The organism is Winslowiella iniecta (assembly GCF_001267535.1).
Classification (GTDB): domain Bacteria; phylum Pseudomonadota; class Gammaproteobacteria; order Enterobacterales; family Enterobacteriaceae; genus Erwinia; species Erwinia iniecta.
The window spans coordinates 40,915-55,753 of sequence record NZ_JRXE01000015.1; the positions used below are offsets into that span (position 1 = coordinate 40,915).

Here is a 14,839-nt window from a genome sequence, read left to right on the forward strand (position 1 = left end):
TATGCTGGCGGTATTACTGACGTTGAAAGTTGAACCGCAAACCGTAGCCAGCAAAGCGGTAGTAGCTGACGAAAAAATTGTTTTCAGCGACGTGATAAATTTAATGCGTGACCGAAAATTCTGGGCCTTCTGCTTATATGTCGCGGGAGTCGTCTGGATGATGTTTATTGCTGAACAGCAGTTCTCACGTTATTTCGTCTCCTTCTTCAGCGATGTTCATCAGGGTAACGCCGTATTTGGTTATCTCAGCACCGTTCAGTCAGCGATGGAATTTCTGATGATGATGGGCATTCCATTTTTGGTGAATGCGGTCGGCGCGAAAAATGGCCTGCTGCTGGCAGGCGTGGTGATTGGCGGACGGTTAATTGCCTCCGGCCTGACCAGTGATGCGCTGATTATTTCCATTATTAAGCCGCTGTACGGGGTGGAGATGTCGCTGCTGCTGATCTCGGTATTTAAATATCTCGCTGAGCATTTCGACAAACGGGTAAACGCCACCATGTATCTGCTTGGCTATCAGGCGATGCTCTATGTCGGGTCAATCCTTATCGCCTCGCCGGTGGGTTATCTCTATGAGCGTATCGGCTTTGAACACACCTATCTGATGATGGGCGCTATCGCGCTGCTGTTTACGCTGATCTCCGCCTTCACGCTTTCAGCCTGCGTGCGTAAACGTCAGCCTGGAAAAGAAAATACAGAGGTCAGGCACGCCTGATCGACAGACACTCGGCTCTAAAAGGAATCCTCTATGTCCATCGACGTTGTGAAAGAACCGTTGCGCCCACTGACGGGCAATCCTGTTGACCGCCAGCAATTACAGCGCGAATTACAGGCGGCACGCAGCCAGGTTCTGCGCATGATTGACCGTAATCTGACGCAATTTGGCGATCGCTTTCCGGCCGAAGCCGCGGTAAAGGGATACTATCCGCTGACAGAAAATGTCGAGTGGACCACCAGCTTCTGGACTGGCCAGCTGTGGCTGGCGTGGGAGATGAGTGGTGATGAGAAATTCCGCCTGGCGGCGGAAAAGCAGGTGCGATCTTTTGGCCTGCGCATCGCCGGTCGCCAGGATACCAATACTCACGATCTCGGTTTTCTCTATACGCTGTCGTGCGTCAGTGCCTGGCGTCTGACCGGCGATCGTGACGCACGCGGTTTCTCACTGCTGGCCGCCGAAGCGCTGCTGGAGCGCTTCCATCCGCGGGCGAAGATCATTCAGGCGTGGGGCGACCTCAGCGATCCGCAACAGGCTGGGCGCATGATCATTGACTGCAATATGAACCTGCCACTGCTGTATTGGGCCAGTGAACAGACTGGCGATCTGCGTTTCGCCGAGGCGGCCTGCGCTCATGTTAAACAGGCGGCACGCTATCTGGTGCGGCCGGATGCCTCCAGCTGGCACACCTACTATATGGATACCACCAGTGGCGCAGCGCGTTACGGCAATACTCATCAGGGTTACGCCGACGACTCCTGCTGGTCGCGTGGCCAGGCATGGGGAATTTACGGTTTCCTGCTCAGCTATCTGTATACCGGCGATAACGAAATGATTGAGCTGTCGACGCGGCTGGCTAACTATTTCCTTAATCGCCTGCCGCCAGACGATGTCTGCCACTGGGATCTGGCGCTGCTGGGTACTGATGCCCTGCGCGACAGCTCAGCGGCGGCGATTGCAGCTTGCGGCCTGCTGGAGCTGATCAAACATCTGCCCGCCACTGACGGCGACCGTCAATATTACGAAGAGTACGCATTGCGTATTATCGCTTCGCTGACTAAAAATTATCTGGCGCGCGAAGATGAAGCCTGTAACGGCCTGCTTAAGCATTCGGTCTATCATTTCGCCAGCGATAAAGGCGTTGATGAGTGCTGTAGCTGGGGTGACTATTTTTATCTGGAAGCGCTGGTTCGTGTCAGTCAAAGCTGGAAACCTTACTGGTAACGGAGTCTGTTATGTCTGTCAAAGCAGCAATTTTATTAGCGGAAGGGTTTGAAGAAGCGGAAGCGGTGATCGTTATCGACGTGCTACGCCGTCTGGATATTACGATTGAAACCCTCGCCTGCCAGCCTTCACGCCAGGTCAACAGCTATCATCATATTGTGATGCAGGCCGATGCGTTGTTAAGCGAGCGCGCCGATACGCTGTATGATGCGATTATCCTGCCCGGCGGTCCGGACGGTACGGTTAATTTGGCCGCTAATCCGCAGGTTATTGCGATGATTAAGCAGCATGATCAACAGCAAAAACTGATTTGTCCGCTCTGTTCGGCTGGCGCCAGAGTGCTGGCGGGAAATCAGTTGTTAAAAGGACGGCGATACGTCTGCTCCGGCGATCTCTGGCAGCAGTATGATGATGGGGTGTATGTCGACGCAATTATTGTGGAAGACGGTAATCTGTTTAGCGGCCAGGGATTGGGCGTGGCGTTCGACTTTGCCTTCGCGATTGCCAAACGCCTTACCGGTGATACCGAACGCGTCGACTTTCAGGCGCGGCATATTTATCACGCCACGGCAGGATAGATCGGTTGTAGGGGAGCCGTTTTCGGCTCCCGTCCTGAAGGTATGCAGGTTGCCCCCCGGCACGGGCGGCGAGAACGCCGCCCCTATAGGAAACGGGTGCCAGAAATGCTTAACTGACCGACATCAGGCGGGCCCGCACCGCATTCTGTCAGGAGATCGCCGAATCGGAGTTATGTTTATGCTTATCCGCTTCGAAGTGATCTTTAAACTGCTCGTAGATAGAGATCATATTAGAGGCATCGCCCTGCAATGGGCTGAGTTTACCTGCGCGCACCAGCTCAATAACCAGTTGCAGTGCAGCCTGCTTAGGGCTGCTGGATGGATGTGCTATTTCGTTAGACATACGATTCCCGACAAAGTGTAAAACATTAACTTTAGCAAGTTTAGCCTGGCCCCGTTACCCTTTTCAGTACCGGAGGCTGGCGTCCGCAGCAAAATCAGGCAAATCATCCATCAAGCGCAAAGCTGGCTTCATTCTCGATTTTCAAATCCGGCGAGAACAACTGACTGACCTGAACCAGCGAACGGGCTGGCAAATGATTGCCATAGCGGGCAAACAGTTCCCGGCGGTAGGGAAACACTATTTATTCTGCTGTTTCAGCCATTGCTGCATGCGATCGATTTCAGGCTGCTGAGCATCAATAATTTCCTGCGCCAGTTTGCGCATTGCCGGATCTTTACCGTATTTAAGCTCGGTTTTTGCCATCTCAATCGCCCCCTGATGATGCGCCGTCATGCCCTGGGCAAAAGCAATATCAGGATCATCAGTTTTTATCCCCTGCATCATATCGTCGTGCATCTTCGTCATACCGCTGTGATAACTCTGCCGGGCACCGCTCTGTTGCGCGTGGTCCTGATGCGCCGACTCGGCAGCATATGCGCTGAGCGGTGCCAGTAGTGTGATAAATAGTAAAGGTTTCATTTTATTCATTGGTTTCCCTCATCAGTCAGATATCCTCAGACATTAACAGGGTAGACCTTCCCCTTACGGTAAGGTCAAGTTATGAGGCTAATTGTGGCAGCCCGCCAGAACGACAAAGCCCGCACAAGGCGGGCTTTAAGGGTTAAACATCTTGATTTTCCAGACTACTCTGCAGTATCGACGCTGGCGTCAGGGGTTTACTGCAATGGCTACATACCGCCCCGTGGGGATGATTTTTGCTGCTGTCAACGACGGTGAAGAGAAACGTCGAACAACCGCAGTCGGTGCAACTCAGGCTAATACTGGAGATATCCACCCTCTTTCTGTTTAGTGGAACCCCAAAATAGCACCATTGCTCTGCAAAAACCGTTCGTTTATTTCGACGCTGACAGCATAAAAGTTCTTAAAAACCGAAATTTCCTGCGGCAACATTGCGCCTTAATACCTAAACTCAATGCAACATGGGGTGAAAAGAGCCTGCGGTTATTCTGATTTTTGCCTGGCCTGCTCATAAGAAACACGGTGCAGGATTAAAATCGTGATCGACCATTCATTTATTCAGTTGACGACACGCAGTTATCCGCAATATTTTTGTTATTATAGTCTCAATTATTAGCACACTCATAATGATGAGTCTCCTAAGAGGTTACTCACCGTCCGGTGAGACCTGAAAAGTACTTAAAAGGATGTCTAACATGAAACGCCAAAAGGTGCGGCATATCACAGACCGGCTTGCTCTTCCGGCGTTAGCGCTATTGCTATCACCACTTACTCTGGCAGAGACGGTCACGGTATCACTTTCACAGGAACAGGACGGCGGCGAGATGGGTCGTGCCTGTATTTATGTTCATCAAGGTAAAGCGGAGTTTCGTGTTGTTAAACAGAACGAACAATGCGCACCGCAGATCATTGTCGAAACCGAAAAAACCTGAAATTTACGTTATTAAAACAAGTTAAGTTATAAACAGATGTGCTATCAGTACATTATTCGGTGAATATTTTTTAATTTACCGGTTGTCGGCAGTGCGGTTCACTGCGGCAAGCTACGCAAAGCTAACTCTCTTTTACCTTTCCGGATTATGCCGGTATTCATTACTGGCATAATCTTTCGGCTGCTCAGCCAACACCACCGTCTAATCGATATGTAACCAATTGACTTTAAAGCTTTTATTCAGCCTTCTGCGCAGTTGCCGCTTCGCTCTACTATACTGATGTCGAGTCCAGCAGTTTTCGCCATCAAAGACCGGGGATAAGGAGGAAATATGTTAATTGGATTTGTACTGCTCGTCAGCGCCTGCGGCCATGATGCCTGTGACGCGCTGCCGGTCTCAGAACGCATTTATCCGACGCTGGAAGCTTGTCAGCAGATGGCAGATCGCATTCACCAGCGCCGCCCTAACGCCGTATTACTGTGCGGGGAAGTGCATCGTTAAGCTCCCTCTCCCGCCAGTGATTAGTTCTGCGTTATTTTAGCGTCACGTTTTTCAACGCATCAAAAATCAGCGCTTTATCATTTTCGGTGATATTATGCTGTGAAATCAGCACATTGAAAGTTGAACGGTCATTTTCATTGATGGGATTACCGGCCTTCAGCACCTTCGCCAGCTGCTGTAGTGAATCGGTACTGAGCTGACCAACCTTTTCGCGCACCACCGGCAGCGACAGCGGCGTCCATTTCGCTTCAGGCTTCGACAGCCAGTCAGCGCGATAGCGATACTGAATCGCTTTGGCAGCATCCATCTGCGCCTTAACAAACGGCTTTACCGACGCTGGCTGCAAGCCAAATTTTTCTGCGCTACTGAGAGTCAGGACCGAAACACGGCCTTCCTGTTGTAAATCTTCTATCGGCTGATGATTAGCGGCTTTATAGCCAGCCACATCCTTCATAAAAGAGAGACGCTGGTTGATTTGCGCAAAAAGTTGCGTCTTATCGTCCGCCTGTGCCACTGGCATTATCAGGGTGAGAGAGAGCGCCAGAAATCCATATTTTGTGATCATTTTCATTCTCTTCCTTGGGGAAAACATCGGTAGTTTAGCATAAAAACTAATTAGCATATCTTTACAGTCATTTTTGCCACTGCCAGGCTGTCCGTTGGTAACCTGACACTGCCAGCACTGAAGGCGATAAACTTGAACCTGAAGCGCACAACGGGTCACTGCGGGTTGAAACCCGCTGCGGCACAGGTCAAAATATAGTCTATTTTCTTATTATATCTTCTGCAATAGTTGCCCTGATGAAAACGCTGAAGCCGCGTCGCCCTAATGGTCGATGGATTTATTACATACTCTATGAAGGCATCTTGTGGCCCTGCCCGGTTCGCTGGGAATGGGAACAGGGTTACGGCGGCTGGCTGCCCTTTTACTTCTCTCCCACCTTTGAGTTTGTCGCCGGCGATCCGGCTAAGGCCTACCGGATAAGTAAAAGTGCTGCAAAATCACGTGATATCCCACGAATTAATTAACCACCGTGACGTAAAGTTGCCACGCGCGGCCCCGGCTGAGGGGCGCTGAAACTGGCATCCCGATAAATTTGTGCCAGGTTTTTAATAAGGAGGAGATATTATGAAACGTGATGTCTTAAGTGAAGAGTACTATGACGAAGTCTGTCGGGTGATTGGTGATGCAGTTATCGTTCTGTCAGAAAACGGCCTCGATACGCAGCGCGCAGTGATAGCCGATCTGCTAAAAAAGACCCGCCTGAAACGTACTGACAGTGACAGGGATGAACAGAAAGTGCTGGAGCACGCCATCCGGCTGATTAAAACCTGATCACAAGTATGCCGTAAACCCAGTCTTCGGCTGGGTTTTATTGAATAGTTCTTAACTGAGTTCCCCTCCTCTCGCCTTGTTGCGCAATGAATGCCATGATGCAAAATCCTTAGAGTTCAGGTAAGGCATCAATGAAAAAAATCCTTCTCAGTGCCTGTTTAGCAGGCTTCCCGGTGCGTTATAACGGCTCAACAAAAGTAGTGGTTTCCGAACGTCTTGCGCGCTGGCGTCAGCAGAATCGACTGGTGATATTCTGCCCGGAACTGGCTGCCGGATTTCAGACACCACGCCCACCGGCTGAAATTCAGCCGACCCGGACAGGAAACAGCGTCATTACTCAGGGTGCCAGAGTGAGGGAATCAAGTGGGGACGATGTGACCGAACGCTATATTTTAGCGGCATGGTTGACGCTGGAAATGGCTCAGCAGCATGACTGTCAGTTTGCCATATTAACCGAGGGAAGCCCGTCGTGCGGTACCCACTTTATCTACAGTGGTGAGTTTAATAACCGCAAAATAGCCGGCATCGGCGTGACCGCAGAGCTGTTAACCCGTCACGGTATTGAGGTATTCTCCGAACACGACATCCCGCGCTTATGCGCAAGAATTGATGAGTCAGACGCTGTTTAGCAAGACCCGAAGGAAATCATAATGAAAAAACGCTGGATTGTGGTCATCGCCATCGTGCTGATGCTTGGCTGGTGTAATCGCGATACACTTAATCCTTTTGCACCAGATTGCAGTAAAACACCGCACGCCGAAGGTTGTAAGAAAAAATGGTCAGCGCCCGGCCTTGAGCTGTGAGCATAACACTGCGAGCCATCACGCGGCTCGCTCAGATATCCTCGACACCCACCACATTATTTCCGCGCCTTTCCTGTTAAAAGACAATTACACTGAAACAGCATCGGTAATCTGACACCCTTTTTGCTGGTCTGACACAGGTAATCATGATGAATAAAAAACCCGGATTGTGTTGCTTTATTCTGCTGTTTGCTGCGCCGGTATCTGCACAAGATTTGGCGCTGGCACTGGATAATGAATGGCAAATTAACCCTTATCGTGCCAAACGTGTCGACTACACCCCCTTTCCGATGCTGAGCTGGACCGGCAACTATTTTTATATCGACGGTGATGAAGCGGGCATTCTGGCGTGGAAAGATGAAGTTAATGAGCTAAAGATCAAAGGATTATGGTTTGATCGCAGCTATGACCGCAGCGACGGCAAAGGCTGGCAAATGCAGCAGCTAAATAACCGACGCACCACCCTGATGGCCGGTATCAGTTATCAGCGAATAACGCCGTATGGCGCATTATCCGGAGAGCTGTCTGCTGATACGCTGGGGCTGAGTCATGGCGTTATCGCCACCGCCTCGTGGACCGGCTATCTGCAAAGCGGAAAACTGGCGTTTATTCCTGCTGCCGGTATTGACTGGGAGGATGCACGTCAGACCCGCTACTACTATGGTGTTACTGCGGATGAATCACAACGCAGCGGACTCGCCCGCTATCGTCCGTCGGCCAGCCTGACGCCATGGTTACAGCTGGCTCTGGATTACCGTTTCAACACCCGGTGGGAAGGTTTTATCTCCACCCGGGTCAACTTCCTCGACAGCAATGTGCGCAACAGCCCGATGGTTGAGAAGTCGACCAGTTATCTTATGAATCTCGGGGTTAACTATCATTTTTAAATACTGAGCTAAATCACGACATCGGTCTGCGTCAAAGAGCGGCTTACCGTTCTGTCTGACTCACACTATCAACAGCGTGATGTGTTTTGCTTGCCCGTTTATTCCTCCGCGTGAGATTACCTCAGATACCTGAAGATAATTTCCCGTGATCTGAACGACAATAATCCCTCTTCGAAGCCGGATTAGCAGGCTGGCGTTTCTCTGACTCCGGCTGTTTGTTTAGCTTTGGTTTAACTTATTATTATTCAGCTCAATATAATATTCGGTGATTTTCCGAAAATAATAAGGAGTTATCATGTCCGGAAGCATCTTACCTGCCCAATCCGTTATTCATTCACTGCCTAATACCCAGTGGGATGAGCCGGTAAATAATGCCTCTGCGGTAGAAGCTCTTGAGCAAGGAAAAGTGCTGTTCCTGCCGAATCTGGCATTTGATCTTAGCGCCGCAGAGCAATTGCTGCTGAAGCCCGAGTTAGTCGATGCGAAGCGTAAAAATATCAGCTTTAATCCTCAGACCGGGAAAGTAAATGGTGTCGCGGTTGAGGATACAACACCGCAGGTGAAAGCACTGCTGGAACGCCATTATCATCACAGCCAGCAACTGGTTAATGCGTTACTACCCGAGTATCGTGCTGAGCTGCATACGCCCAATAATACTCTGCGGTTACATCCGGTCACGGCGTGGCGTGCATCCAGCTCGTGGCGCAAAGATGACAGCCGTTTGCATGTTGACGCTTTTCCGTCACGTCCTAATCACGGTGAACGTATTCTGCGCATCTTTACCAATATCAACCCCAACGGCGAAAGTCGCCAGTGGCGCGTGGGCGAGCCGTTCCCGCAACTGGCGCAGCGCTTTATGCCACGCCTGAAGCGCTATTCACCGCTCAGTAGCTGGTTGCAGCATCGGCTCGGCATTACTAAACGCTATCGCAGCCATTATGATCATCTGATGCTGCAACTGCATGATGCGATGAAAGCCGATCAATCTTATCAGCAGCAGGGGCCACAGTTGGCGCTGGAACTGCCCGCGGGCAGCAGCTGGATCTGTTTTTCCGATCAGACGCCTCATGCGGCGATGAGCGGTCAGTTTATGCTGGAGCAAACTTTTCTGCTGCCGGTTTCCGGCATGAAAAATCCGCAAAATGCCCCTCTGGCTATTCTCGAAAAACTGCAACAGAAAACACTGATCTGAATGACGGGCAGAGTGTATCACCTACTCTGCCCGCCTGCTTATAAGGCGACAACCTCACTGACCTGATGCTGAAAAACATAGGGATCGGACAGCAGTTCAAATTGCTCATCGTCAGCGTAAGTGACCGCGACATGGTAATCCTCCCCGGCAAACGCTTTTACCGCGTCAATATCCGACCAGTAAGTGGCGAGAAAAAAATGCGCCCACTCTCCCTGGGTTTCACGACGTACAAAAGCGCCCAGATTACCTGCCACGCCTTGTGAATGCTGTACACCGGTAAGCTGCAAATGTGCGGCAAAACCTTCAGCAAATTTAACCGGCACGCAGCCATGCCATGTTCTGACAATCATAGTACCCCTTGCGTTGTTATTTAATATTTTGTGAACATAACATTTTTGCGGCGAAAAAGGTTATCGGTGCGGGTCAATTCATTTTAAACGCGAAATGCCAGTCACCTGAGGCGACTGGCATTAAACACTGGAGATATCAGGATAACTGAAATGATTATTTAATCAGGTCAGCGGTCATATAAACCTGGTTGCCGACGCGGGCGCTGGTGATTTTATAAGATGATGCACCCGCTTCCTGAGCTTTCGCCGCAATGCGCGCTTCAGCAGTATCCAGATGGCTACCGTATGCGGTGACGGATTGTGCGAAGCTGCCAAAAGAAACGGTAGCAAGGGCAATTACTGCAACAAAAGTTTTGATAGATTTCATGGTTTATTTCCTTCAGTTTTTTGACCGGGAGAAGACTCATCGCCTTCGATAGAACAATAATAGCCATACGAAGCCAATGTTAATAGCGGAGCTATTTGCTTATCTTTGTCAAAAAAACTGATTTAAAATTACACTGCTACTTTTGTTAGCTTAGATTATGACTGCTGCCACAACCTGGCGGCCATCTCAGCACTTTAATTCATCTCTGTGACTGTACCGACATATTTCACTGAGTCCTCCGGCGCAAATTGGTCAGCGCCTATAATCAGTGTGTTCACAATGGAATTGGGGGTGATTTATGTTATGGCTTGAACAAGGACTTTACCTGAGAGTGAAACAACTGGAAAACGGCCCGCGCCCGCTCCCTTTGCAAAGTGGTTTCAGTAGCGAGTTTGCCTATCGCGCGATCGGTTGTTTTAATCCTTCAGAAACCTCTGACGCATACTATATCTTGTCCAATGATCGTGATGAGGTGTGGTTTATCTGCAATCGCCATTTAAGAACCGTCTGTCTTGCTGCGCAATTAACTGAATTCAGAATCCCCTTATCCGCCACGTCCCCCGTAAATGTCGGGGTAAATGACAGTTTTAACCGCACCGGCACCACTTAACCTGTGCGCTTCGGCTAAAGACTTTCTGGCGGGATAAACCTTATTGGGGCCCGCCTGGAAAACGGAAAATATCCTACGCCAAGCCTGTTTTTTGTACATGCCACTATCCACTGAGCGTAATGAACGGTATTTACCCTGTCCCAGCTTAAGGTTTGTCCGCCAGACGTAATCCCCACTCAGATTGATGTGCTCCCATCCCAGCGGAGACAAATGAGAAATCAGTTGCTCATTAATCGGGATCCCTTTTCGTCTCAGGGAATCTATAGCTCTTTCTATATATACCGTATTCCACAGGGAGATCGCCGCAGTCAGCAACGTCAGACCACTGGCCCGGTAGCTCTGATTCTCCAGCACCCGATCTCTGATCTCACCCAATCGGTGTATAAAGGGGTCTGTTTGGATATCGAGAATTATTGTACGTTTAGCGCATTATTTAACCACATCAGCCCGTAAGGGATTGATTTAGTATCAATGGCTATCGCTTTTGAATGATCGCCTTAGCAAGTATCGCATTTAGGTTATCCGATTAAACAAAACCCACGGCAAAAGGCGTATAGCGCGGGAGTACACCTTATTGCGATAACTTAGCCTGTTCAAAAAACAGGCTGATCGTACAATAATTTCCGATCTCCAAACTGACTCCTACTCAATCTCTGGGATTTCGTATTCTCTGGCAATCATGCTGGTTTCTCTTCCCCAGACAGAATTCTTGGTTCTTTTTTGGTGAGCGTCAAAGGTAGCCTGGTTTGTAAAAAGCTCTTCGACTTTCCAGATCATGGGATCTGCCGTTTCCGTGACTTCAAATGACACGCATCCGGTTTCTTCCCTGGTCAGTTCCTTGTGTTCAGGAAGGTACTGGCGAACAATGTCTGCTTCTTCTGCACTTTTACACACCAAACGACCAGTCAGCTTAATCATCATCATCCCTTTATTTTCATGAGGTTTTATCGGTTTTCCAACAATAAACCTACACCAAATAATCGGGATAAAGAAACCAGGAAGTATCAGCCACGATACTTACGGCCCCTGCTGACCACGTCTAAGGGATGTTATGGTAAATCTGAGTGGCTAGCAGTTACAGGACAAACAAGGAGAAGCTATGAAGGTCAGACTCGCAACACCTGTTGAGGCCGAAGAGTGTTGGAACATTAGGAACCAGGCTATTCGCCATGGATGCAAGTGCAGCTACGATGCTGCGGTTATTGACGCGTGGACGCCAGCAGCAATGCCTGAAGGTTACAGGAGAGTTATCGCAGCAAATCCTTTTTTCGTCGTTGATGGTCCTGATAACAGACCGGTGGCGACAGGTTTCTTGGATCTTTCTGCAGGAAGCGTTGAGGCTATTTTCACTTTGCCAGAACACCTCGGCAAAGGTTTTGGCGGACTGATTATTGATGCTATCAAAGAAGAAGCGCGTAGACAGGGGTTTGAGAAATTAACTTTATCCTCAACGCCTAATGCACAATCTTTCTACGAAAAACATGGATTTACTCTCGTCAAAGAAAGTCTCTATCCATCAGCGCTTACCCAGACGGATCTGCGTTGTATGGATATGGTTAGTAAGTTATAGAAGCAATCCCGCTGTCGCAGGCAAAAGCGATAGCGGTTCGCCGCCAGGATGTTATGGCAAATATTGCATTACTAAGATTGCTGTTCCTGCGAGGCTGCATAGCATTGCCAAGGGATTTATGAACAAAATCCCTATCGATGTAGAAAACAACCCACGAAAAATCATATTGCCAGCAAGCCCTCCGACGATGAGGGATAAAACGGTATAACCAACAACTTTCAGCAACGACAGTTCTCCCCATATGGCCTCTACTACCGGATAGATAAAAACACCAACGCCTGCCGGAAATGTTGTAACCATCAAAAGTAGATGGGTTTTGGTGGGTCCGTACTCTCGAACATTTCCTACTTTCATCAAGTGTGTGATGAATGAAGCTATCCACCATAGGGTCATAACCGTAAGGAAACTGTAATTCATTGATTTTATTACCAACGCTGGATGATTGTGGATCATGATTATATCTTTTTTTTCTTATTAAAATTAATAGGTTTAGTATTTTTTTCAGCGAGGTGGTGTTGTGGAGTGGTATTGGTCACTTCGGGGAGCAGGCAAGAGCATTTTGGTTAAAAAGCAATCTTAGCGTGGTTTATTTTCGTTTTCCAAGCGACCCCCAATAGGGATTGCCTATCTATGCCTTCAACCTGCAAAGCCATACCCGCTATCAGCTACGTGGTTGCTTCATTGGAACGAAACCACCTGTAAAGCTCAAAACGCTTAACGTAGGATAATTTCCGAATTCCAAACTGCCCCCTTATTGCTATTGTGCCGGTAATCCGGTTAATCGCAGCGCTCTTTCAGGCGAACACGCTGAGGATAAAAAGCGCAGGTAATCAATCGGGTAATGGCTGGAGCCGGGCTTTCTCGTATCATCTCTCACCGGATCGCGTTATCATTAACGGCTGTTTAATCGCGAAACCGCCCCGGAGAGTCTTGATGAACAAAAGAGCCATTGCCCCTGCCATTATCTTTATTGCTGCTATAGTGTTTTTCGTCTGGTTTATTGCCAGCGGCGCAGCAGTGCCGGGAAGCTGAACCACGGCGGCTACGCTGAAAAATCACTTCGCCACCGGTAAATCTGCAAAACGCGTAGTGTAGGCCGGAGACAGCATTTCTCGCTTCATCGCCCACGACTTACTGATCCCCTGACCGGCAAACCAGACTTTATTTTTACCTGACTTGTTCAGGTGATCGATCACCTGCATCAGCGCCTCGCTGTCCGCCCGTGGACGGTATTCATCAAACAGATTAAGCTGGGACACGCCCTGGCTGAAAAAGTCTCCCAGCATCACGCCTGCTTTCATGTAACGGTGCCCGTCAATCCATATCCGCTCCAGCGACTCCATCGCGATACGCACGATGTCCCGCGTATCATTTGACGGCGTCAGCAACGTTCCGCCCGCCTGGTTACCGTAAAACTGCTCGCCAGGCGTGTGCGGACTGGTACGCAAAAACACCGCAATCTGCCGACAATACTGCTTCTCACCGCGCAACTTCTCCGCCGCACGTTCGGCATAAGCACACACTGCCTGACGCATCTCCTGATAATCAGTAATACGGCTGCCAAACGAGCGCGAACAGACTATCTGTTGTTTGGTGGGCATCACCTCTTCCAGCGCCAGACAAGGCTCACCATTGAGTTCCCGCACGGTACGCTCAAGTACCACGTTAAAATTTTTACGGATAAACCACGGCGTGCATTCCGCTAACTGCAACGCGGTCTCAATGCCCATCAGGTTCAAGGTTTTACTGATGCGCCGCCCCACTCCCCAGACATCCTCAACCGGCACTATACTCATCAGTTTTCGCTGCCGCTCCCGGTCTGACAGGTCGAGCACCCCACCGGTCTTTTTCCATTTTTTGGCGGCATGGTTAGCCAGCTTGGCCAGTGTTTTAGTCTGAGCAATACCCACCCCGACGGTCAGATGGGTTTCTTTCATCACCCGGGCGCGCACATCACGACCAAACTGCTCCAGCGACATGCAGTGACTGACGCCGCTCAGATTCATAAAGGCCTCATCAATGGAGTAGATTTCCACCGCAGGCGCCATCTCTTCCAGCGTGGTCATCACGCGGTTACTCATATCGGCATACAGCGCATAATTCGAACTAAAAACTTTTACCTGATGCCGCTGAATTTCCTCTTTCATTTTGAAGTACGGCGCACCCATTTTGATGCCGACCGCTTTCGCTTCCGCGCTGCGCGCAATGACACAACCGTCATTATTCGACAGCACCACCACCGGAACGCCACGTAAATCGGGCCGGAACACCGTTTCACAGGAGGCGTAAAAGCTATTCACATCCACCAGCGCGAACATCTTAGCTCGTCGCTTTAATCACAAAAGTCACCACGCCGAAAATCTCCAGCGCCTCTTCGCTGCCAATCACGATGGGCGAATAACTGGCATTCATCGGCACCAGTTGAACGCTGGGACGCAGCTGCAACTTTTTAACGGTAAACTCCCCTTCCAGCGCAGCGACCACAATGCTGCCATGTTCAGCCTGCATTGAACTGTCCACCACCAGCATATCGCCGTCGCTGATACCGCCCTCAATCATCGAGTCGCCACTGACTTTAATAAAATAGGTGGCGGCCGGATGCTGCACCAGCAGGTCGTTAAGGTCGATGCGTTGCTCAACATAATCCGCTGCCGGAGAGGGAAATCCGCACGGCACCCGATCGATAAACAGAGGTAACTGCATGATTGCGCGAACATCTACGGGTTTCAGGAATTGCATAACGGCTGATCTCAATTAATACTGTATATAATAACAGTATTATTAATTATGACGATCAATCAAGTGGCTTTTGTCGGGCAGAAGGAAAGCTGATGATGGCAAAGAGATTTTAG

Annotated in this window: 24 protein-coding genes and 1 pseudogene; 14 read left to right on the forward strand and 11 right to left on the reverse strand. The window is 49.6% G+C overall.

Annotation, left to right across the window (positions count from 1 at the left end):
* The 3 genes from NG42_RS23530 to NG42_RS11905 form a co-directional block, all read left to right on the forward strand.
* On the forward strand, nucleotides 1-715 hold a 715-nt coding region (locus NG42_RS23530; RefSeq protein ID WP_052899747.1), incomplete at its 5' end, for an MFS transporter.
* Nucleotides 716-748: 33 nt separating this feature from the next.
* Nucleotides 749-1,939 carry a glycoside hydrolase family 88 protein gene (locus NG42_RS11900; protein ID WP_052899602.1) on the forward strand — a complete coding sequence of 397 codons (1,191 nt, stop codon included), beginning with the start codon at nucleotides 749-751 and terminating at the stop codon, nucleotides 1,937-1,939.
* Nucleotides 1,940-1,950: 11 nt separating this feature from the next.
* The gene (locus NG42_RS11905) at nucleotides 1,951-2,517 is read left to right on the forward strand and encodes a DJ-1/PfpI family protein (RefSeq protein ID WP_052899604.1); all 567 of its coding nucleotides are present in this window, start codon (nucleotides 1,951-1,953) and stop codon (nucleotides 2,515-2,517) included.
* A 148-nt stretch (nucleotides 2,518-2,665) separates the two neighbouring features.
* Here NG42_RS11905 and NG42_RS11910 read toward each other — a convergent pair whose 3' ends face one another.
* From NG42_RS11910 to copM, 3 genes are all read right to left on the reverse strand, one after another.
* Entirely contained in the window at nucleotides 2,666-2,860 is a 195-nt protein-coding gene (locus tag NG42_RS11910; protein WP_052899606.1) for a hypothetical protein, read from the reverse strand.
* Between the two features lie 103 nt (nucleotides 2,861-2,963).
* Nucleotides 2,964-3,098: a hypothetical protein gene (locus NG42_RS22030; RefSeq protein ID WP_420911310.1), complete on the reverse strand. Its 135-nt coding sequence runs from the start codon at nucleotides 3,096-3,098 to the stop codon at nucleotides 2,964-2,966.
* On the reverse strand, nucleotides 3,098-3,448 hold the full coding sequence (copM, locus tag NG42_RS11915) for a CopM family metallochaperone (protein WP_052899607.1): 351 nt from the start codon (nucleotides 3,446-3,448) through the stop codon (nucleotides 3,098-3,100). The genes NG42_RS22030 and copM overlap by 1 nt, the downstream gene beginning before the upstream one ends.
* 686 nt (nucleotides 3,449-4,134) lie before the next feature.
* Here copM and NG42_RS11920 point away from each other — a divergent pair.
* Both NG42_RS11920 and NG42_RS23030 read left to right on the forward strand, forming a co-directional pair.
* Entirely contained in the window at nucleotides 4,135-4,371 is a 237-nt protein-coding gene (locus NG42_RS11920; RefSeq protein WP_053115760.1) for a hypothetical protein, read from the forward strand.
* A 330-nt stretch (nucleotides 4,372-4,701) separates the two neighbouring features.
* Nucleotides 4,702-4,872 (forward strand): hypothetical protein, encoded by a 171-nt coding sequence (locus tag NG42_RS23030; RefSeq protein ID WP_173581485.1) that lies wholly within the window; start codon nucleotides 4,702-4,704, stop codon nucleotides 4,870-4,872.
* A 31-nt stretch (nucleotides 4,873-4,903) separates the two neighbouring features.
* On the opposite strand, the gene NG42_RS11925 is transcribed toward NG42_RS23030, so the two are convergent.
* On the reverse strand, nucleotides 4,904-5,443 hold the full coding sequence (locus NG42_RS11925) for a chorismate mutase (protein ID WP_241488346.1): 540 nt from the start codon (nucleotides 5,441-5,443) through the stop codon (nucleotides 4,904-4,906).
* Between the two features lie 230 nt (nucleotides 5,444-5,673).
* On the opposite strand from NG42_RS11925, the gene NG42_RS11930 reads away from it, so the two are divergent.
* From NG42_RS11930 to NG42_RS11950, 6 genes are all read left to right on the forward strand, one after another.
* Nucleotides 5,674-5,901 carry a hypothetical protein gene (locus NG42_RS11930; RefSeq protein ID WP_052899608.1) on the forward strand — a complete coding sequence of 76 codons (228 nt, stop codon included), beginning with the start codon at nucleotides 5,674-5,676 and terminating at the stop codon, nucleotides 5,899-5,901.
* 100 nt (nucleotides 5,902-6,001) lie between these two features.
* On the forward strand, nucleotides 6,002-6,208 hold the full coding sequence (locus NG42_RS11935) for a DUF2767 family protein (RefSeq protein WP_052899610.1): 207 nt from the start codon (nucleotides 6,002-6,004) through the stop codon (nucleotides 6,206-6,208).
* A 131-nt stretch (nucleotides 6,209-6,339) separates the two neighbouring features.
* Nucleotides 6,340-6,837, forward strand: a complete 498-nt coding sequence (locus tag NG42_RS11940) for a 2-thiouracil desulfurase family protein (RefSeq protein WP_052899612.1) — start codon at nucleotides 6,340-6,342, stop codon at nucleotides 6,835-6,837.
* 21 nt (nucleotides 6,838-6,858) lie between these two features.
* Complete coding sequence (locus NG42_RS23035; RefSeq protein ID WP_173581484.1) at nucleotides 6,859-7,011, forward strand: hypothetical protein; 153 nt, start codon at nucleotides 6,859-6,861, stop codon at nucleotides 7,009-7,011.
* Nucleotides 7,012-7,160: 149 nt separating this feature from the next.
* Nucleotides 7,161-7,898 (forward strand): MipA/OmpV family protein, encoded by a 738-nt coding sequence (locus NG42_RS11945; protein ID WP_053115759.1) that lies wholly within the window; start codon nucleotides 7,161-7,163, stop codon nucleotides 7,896-7,898.
* Nucleotides 7,899-8,193: 295 nt separating this feature from the next.
* A complete protein-coding gene (locus NG42_RS11950; protein ID WP_052899613.1) occupies nucleotides 8,194-9,090 on the forward strand; it encodes a Kdo hydroxylase KdoO in 897 nt (298 codons plus the stop codon).
* 38 nt (nucleotides 9,091-9,128) lie between these two features.
* Here NG42_RS11950 and NG42_RS11955 read toward each other — a convergent pair whose 3' ends face one another.
* Both NG42_RS11955 and NG42_RS11960 read right to left on the reverse strand, forming a co-directional pair.
* Complete coding sequence (locus tag NG42_RS11955; RefSeq protein WP_052899615.1) at nucleotides 9,129-9,440, reverse strand: hypothetical protein; 312 nt, start codon at nucleotides 9,438-9,440, stop codon at nucleotides 9,129-9,131.
* 154 nt (nucleotides 9,441-9,594) lie between these two features.
* Entirely contained in the window at nucleotides 9,595-9,807 is a 213-nt protein-coding gene (locus tag NG42_RS11960) for a YdgH/BhsA/McbA family protein (RefSeq protein ID WP_052899617.1), read from the reverse strand.
* 298 nt (nucleotides 9,808-10,105) lie between these two features.
* Here NG42_RS11960 and NG42_RS22035 point away from each other — a divergent pair, with 298 nt between their 5' ends.
* The gene (locus NG42_RS22035; protein WP_072133210.1) at nucleotides 10,106-10,417 is read left to right on the forward strand and encodes a hypothetical protein; all 312 of its coding nucleotides are present in this window, start codon (nucleotides 10,106-10,108) and stop codon (nucleotides 10,415-10,417) included.
* A gap of 114 nt (nucleotides 10,418-10,531) precedes the next feature.
* Here NG42_RS22035 and NG42_RS11965 read toward each other — a convergent pair.
* Both NG42_RS11965 and NG42_RS11970 read right to left on the reverse strand, forming a co-directional pair.
* Nucleotides 10,532-10,804 (reverse strand): annotated as a pseudogene (locus NG42_RS11965) (Tn3 family transposase); the annotation flags it as partial.
* 255 nt (nucleotides 10,805-11,059) lie between these two features.
* The gene (locus NG42_RS11970; protein WP_052899621.1) at nucleotides 11,060-11,335 is read right to left on the reverse strand and encodes a putative quinol monooxygenase; all 276 of its coding nucleotides are present in this window, start codon (nucleotides 11,333-11,335) and stop codon (nucleotides 11,060-11,062) included.
* Between the two features lie 181 nt (nucleotides 11,336-11,516).
* Between NG42_RS11970 and NG42_RS11975 the strand changes: the two genes are divergently transcribed.
* The gene (locus tag NG42_RS11975) at nucleotides 11,517-11,987 is read left to right on the forward strand and encodes a GNAT family N-acetyltransferase (protein WP_052899623.1); all 471 of its coding nucleotides are present in this window, start codon (nucleotides 11,517-11,519) and stop codon (nucleotides 11,985-11,987) included.
* 51 nt (nucleotides 11,988-12,038) lie between these two features.
* Here the strand turns inward: NG42_RS11975 and NG42_RS11980 are convergent, their stop codons facing one another.
* Nucleotides 12,039-12,440 (reverse strand): hypothetical protein, encoded by a 402-nt coding sequence (locus tag NG42_RS11980; RefSeq protein WP_052899625.1) that lies wholly within the window; start codon nucleotides 12,438-12,440, stop codon nucleotides 12,039-12,041.
* 480 nt (nucleotides 12,441-12,920) lie between these two features.
* On the opposite strand from NG42_RS11980, the gene NG42_RS22680 reads away from it, so the two are divergent.
* Nucleotides 12,921-13,019, forward strand: coding sequence for a YoaK family small membrane protein (locus NG42_RS22680; protein WP_156322086.1), 99 nt, complete (start codon nucleotides 12,921-12,923; stop codon nucleotides 13,017-13,019).
* A gap of 23 nt (nucleotides 13,020-13,042) precedes the next feature.
* Here NG42_RS22680 and umuC read toward each other — a convergent pair whose 3' ends face one another.
* Together umuC and NG42_RS11990 are read right to left on the reverse strand one after the other, a co-directional pair.
* Nucleotides 13,043-14,305 carry a translesion error-prone DNA polymerase V subunit UmuC gene (umuC, locus tag NG42_RS11985; protein WP_052899627.1) on the reverse strand — a complete coding sequence of 421 codons (1,263 nt, stop codon included), beginning with the start codon at nucleotides 14,303-14,305 and terminating at the stop codon, nucleotides 13,043-13,045.
* Nucleotide 14,306: 1 nt separating this feature from the next.
* Nucleotides 14,307-14,726, reverse strand: coding sequence for a translesion error-prone DNA polymerase V autoproteolytic subunit (locus tag NG42_RS11990; protein WP_052899629.1), 420 nt, complete (start codon nucleotides 14,724-14,726; stop codon nucleotides 14,307-14,309).
* Nucleotides 14,727-14,839: the final 113 nt, after the last annotated feature.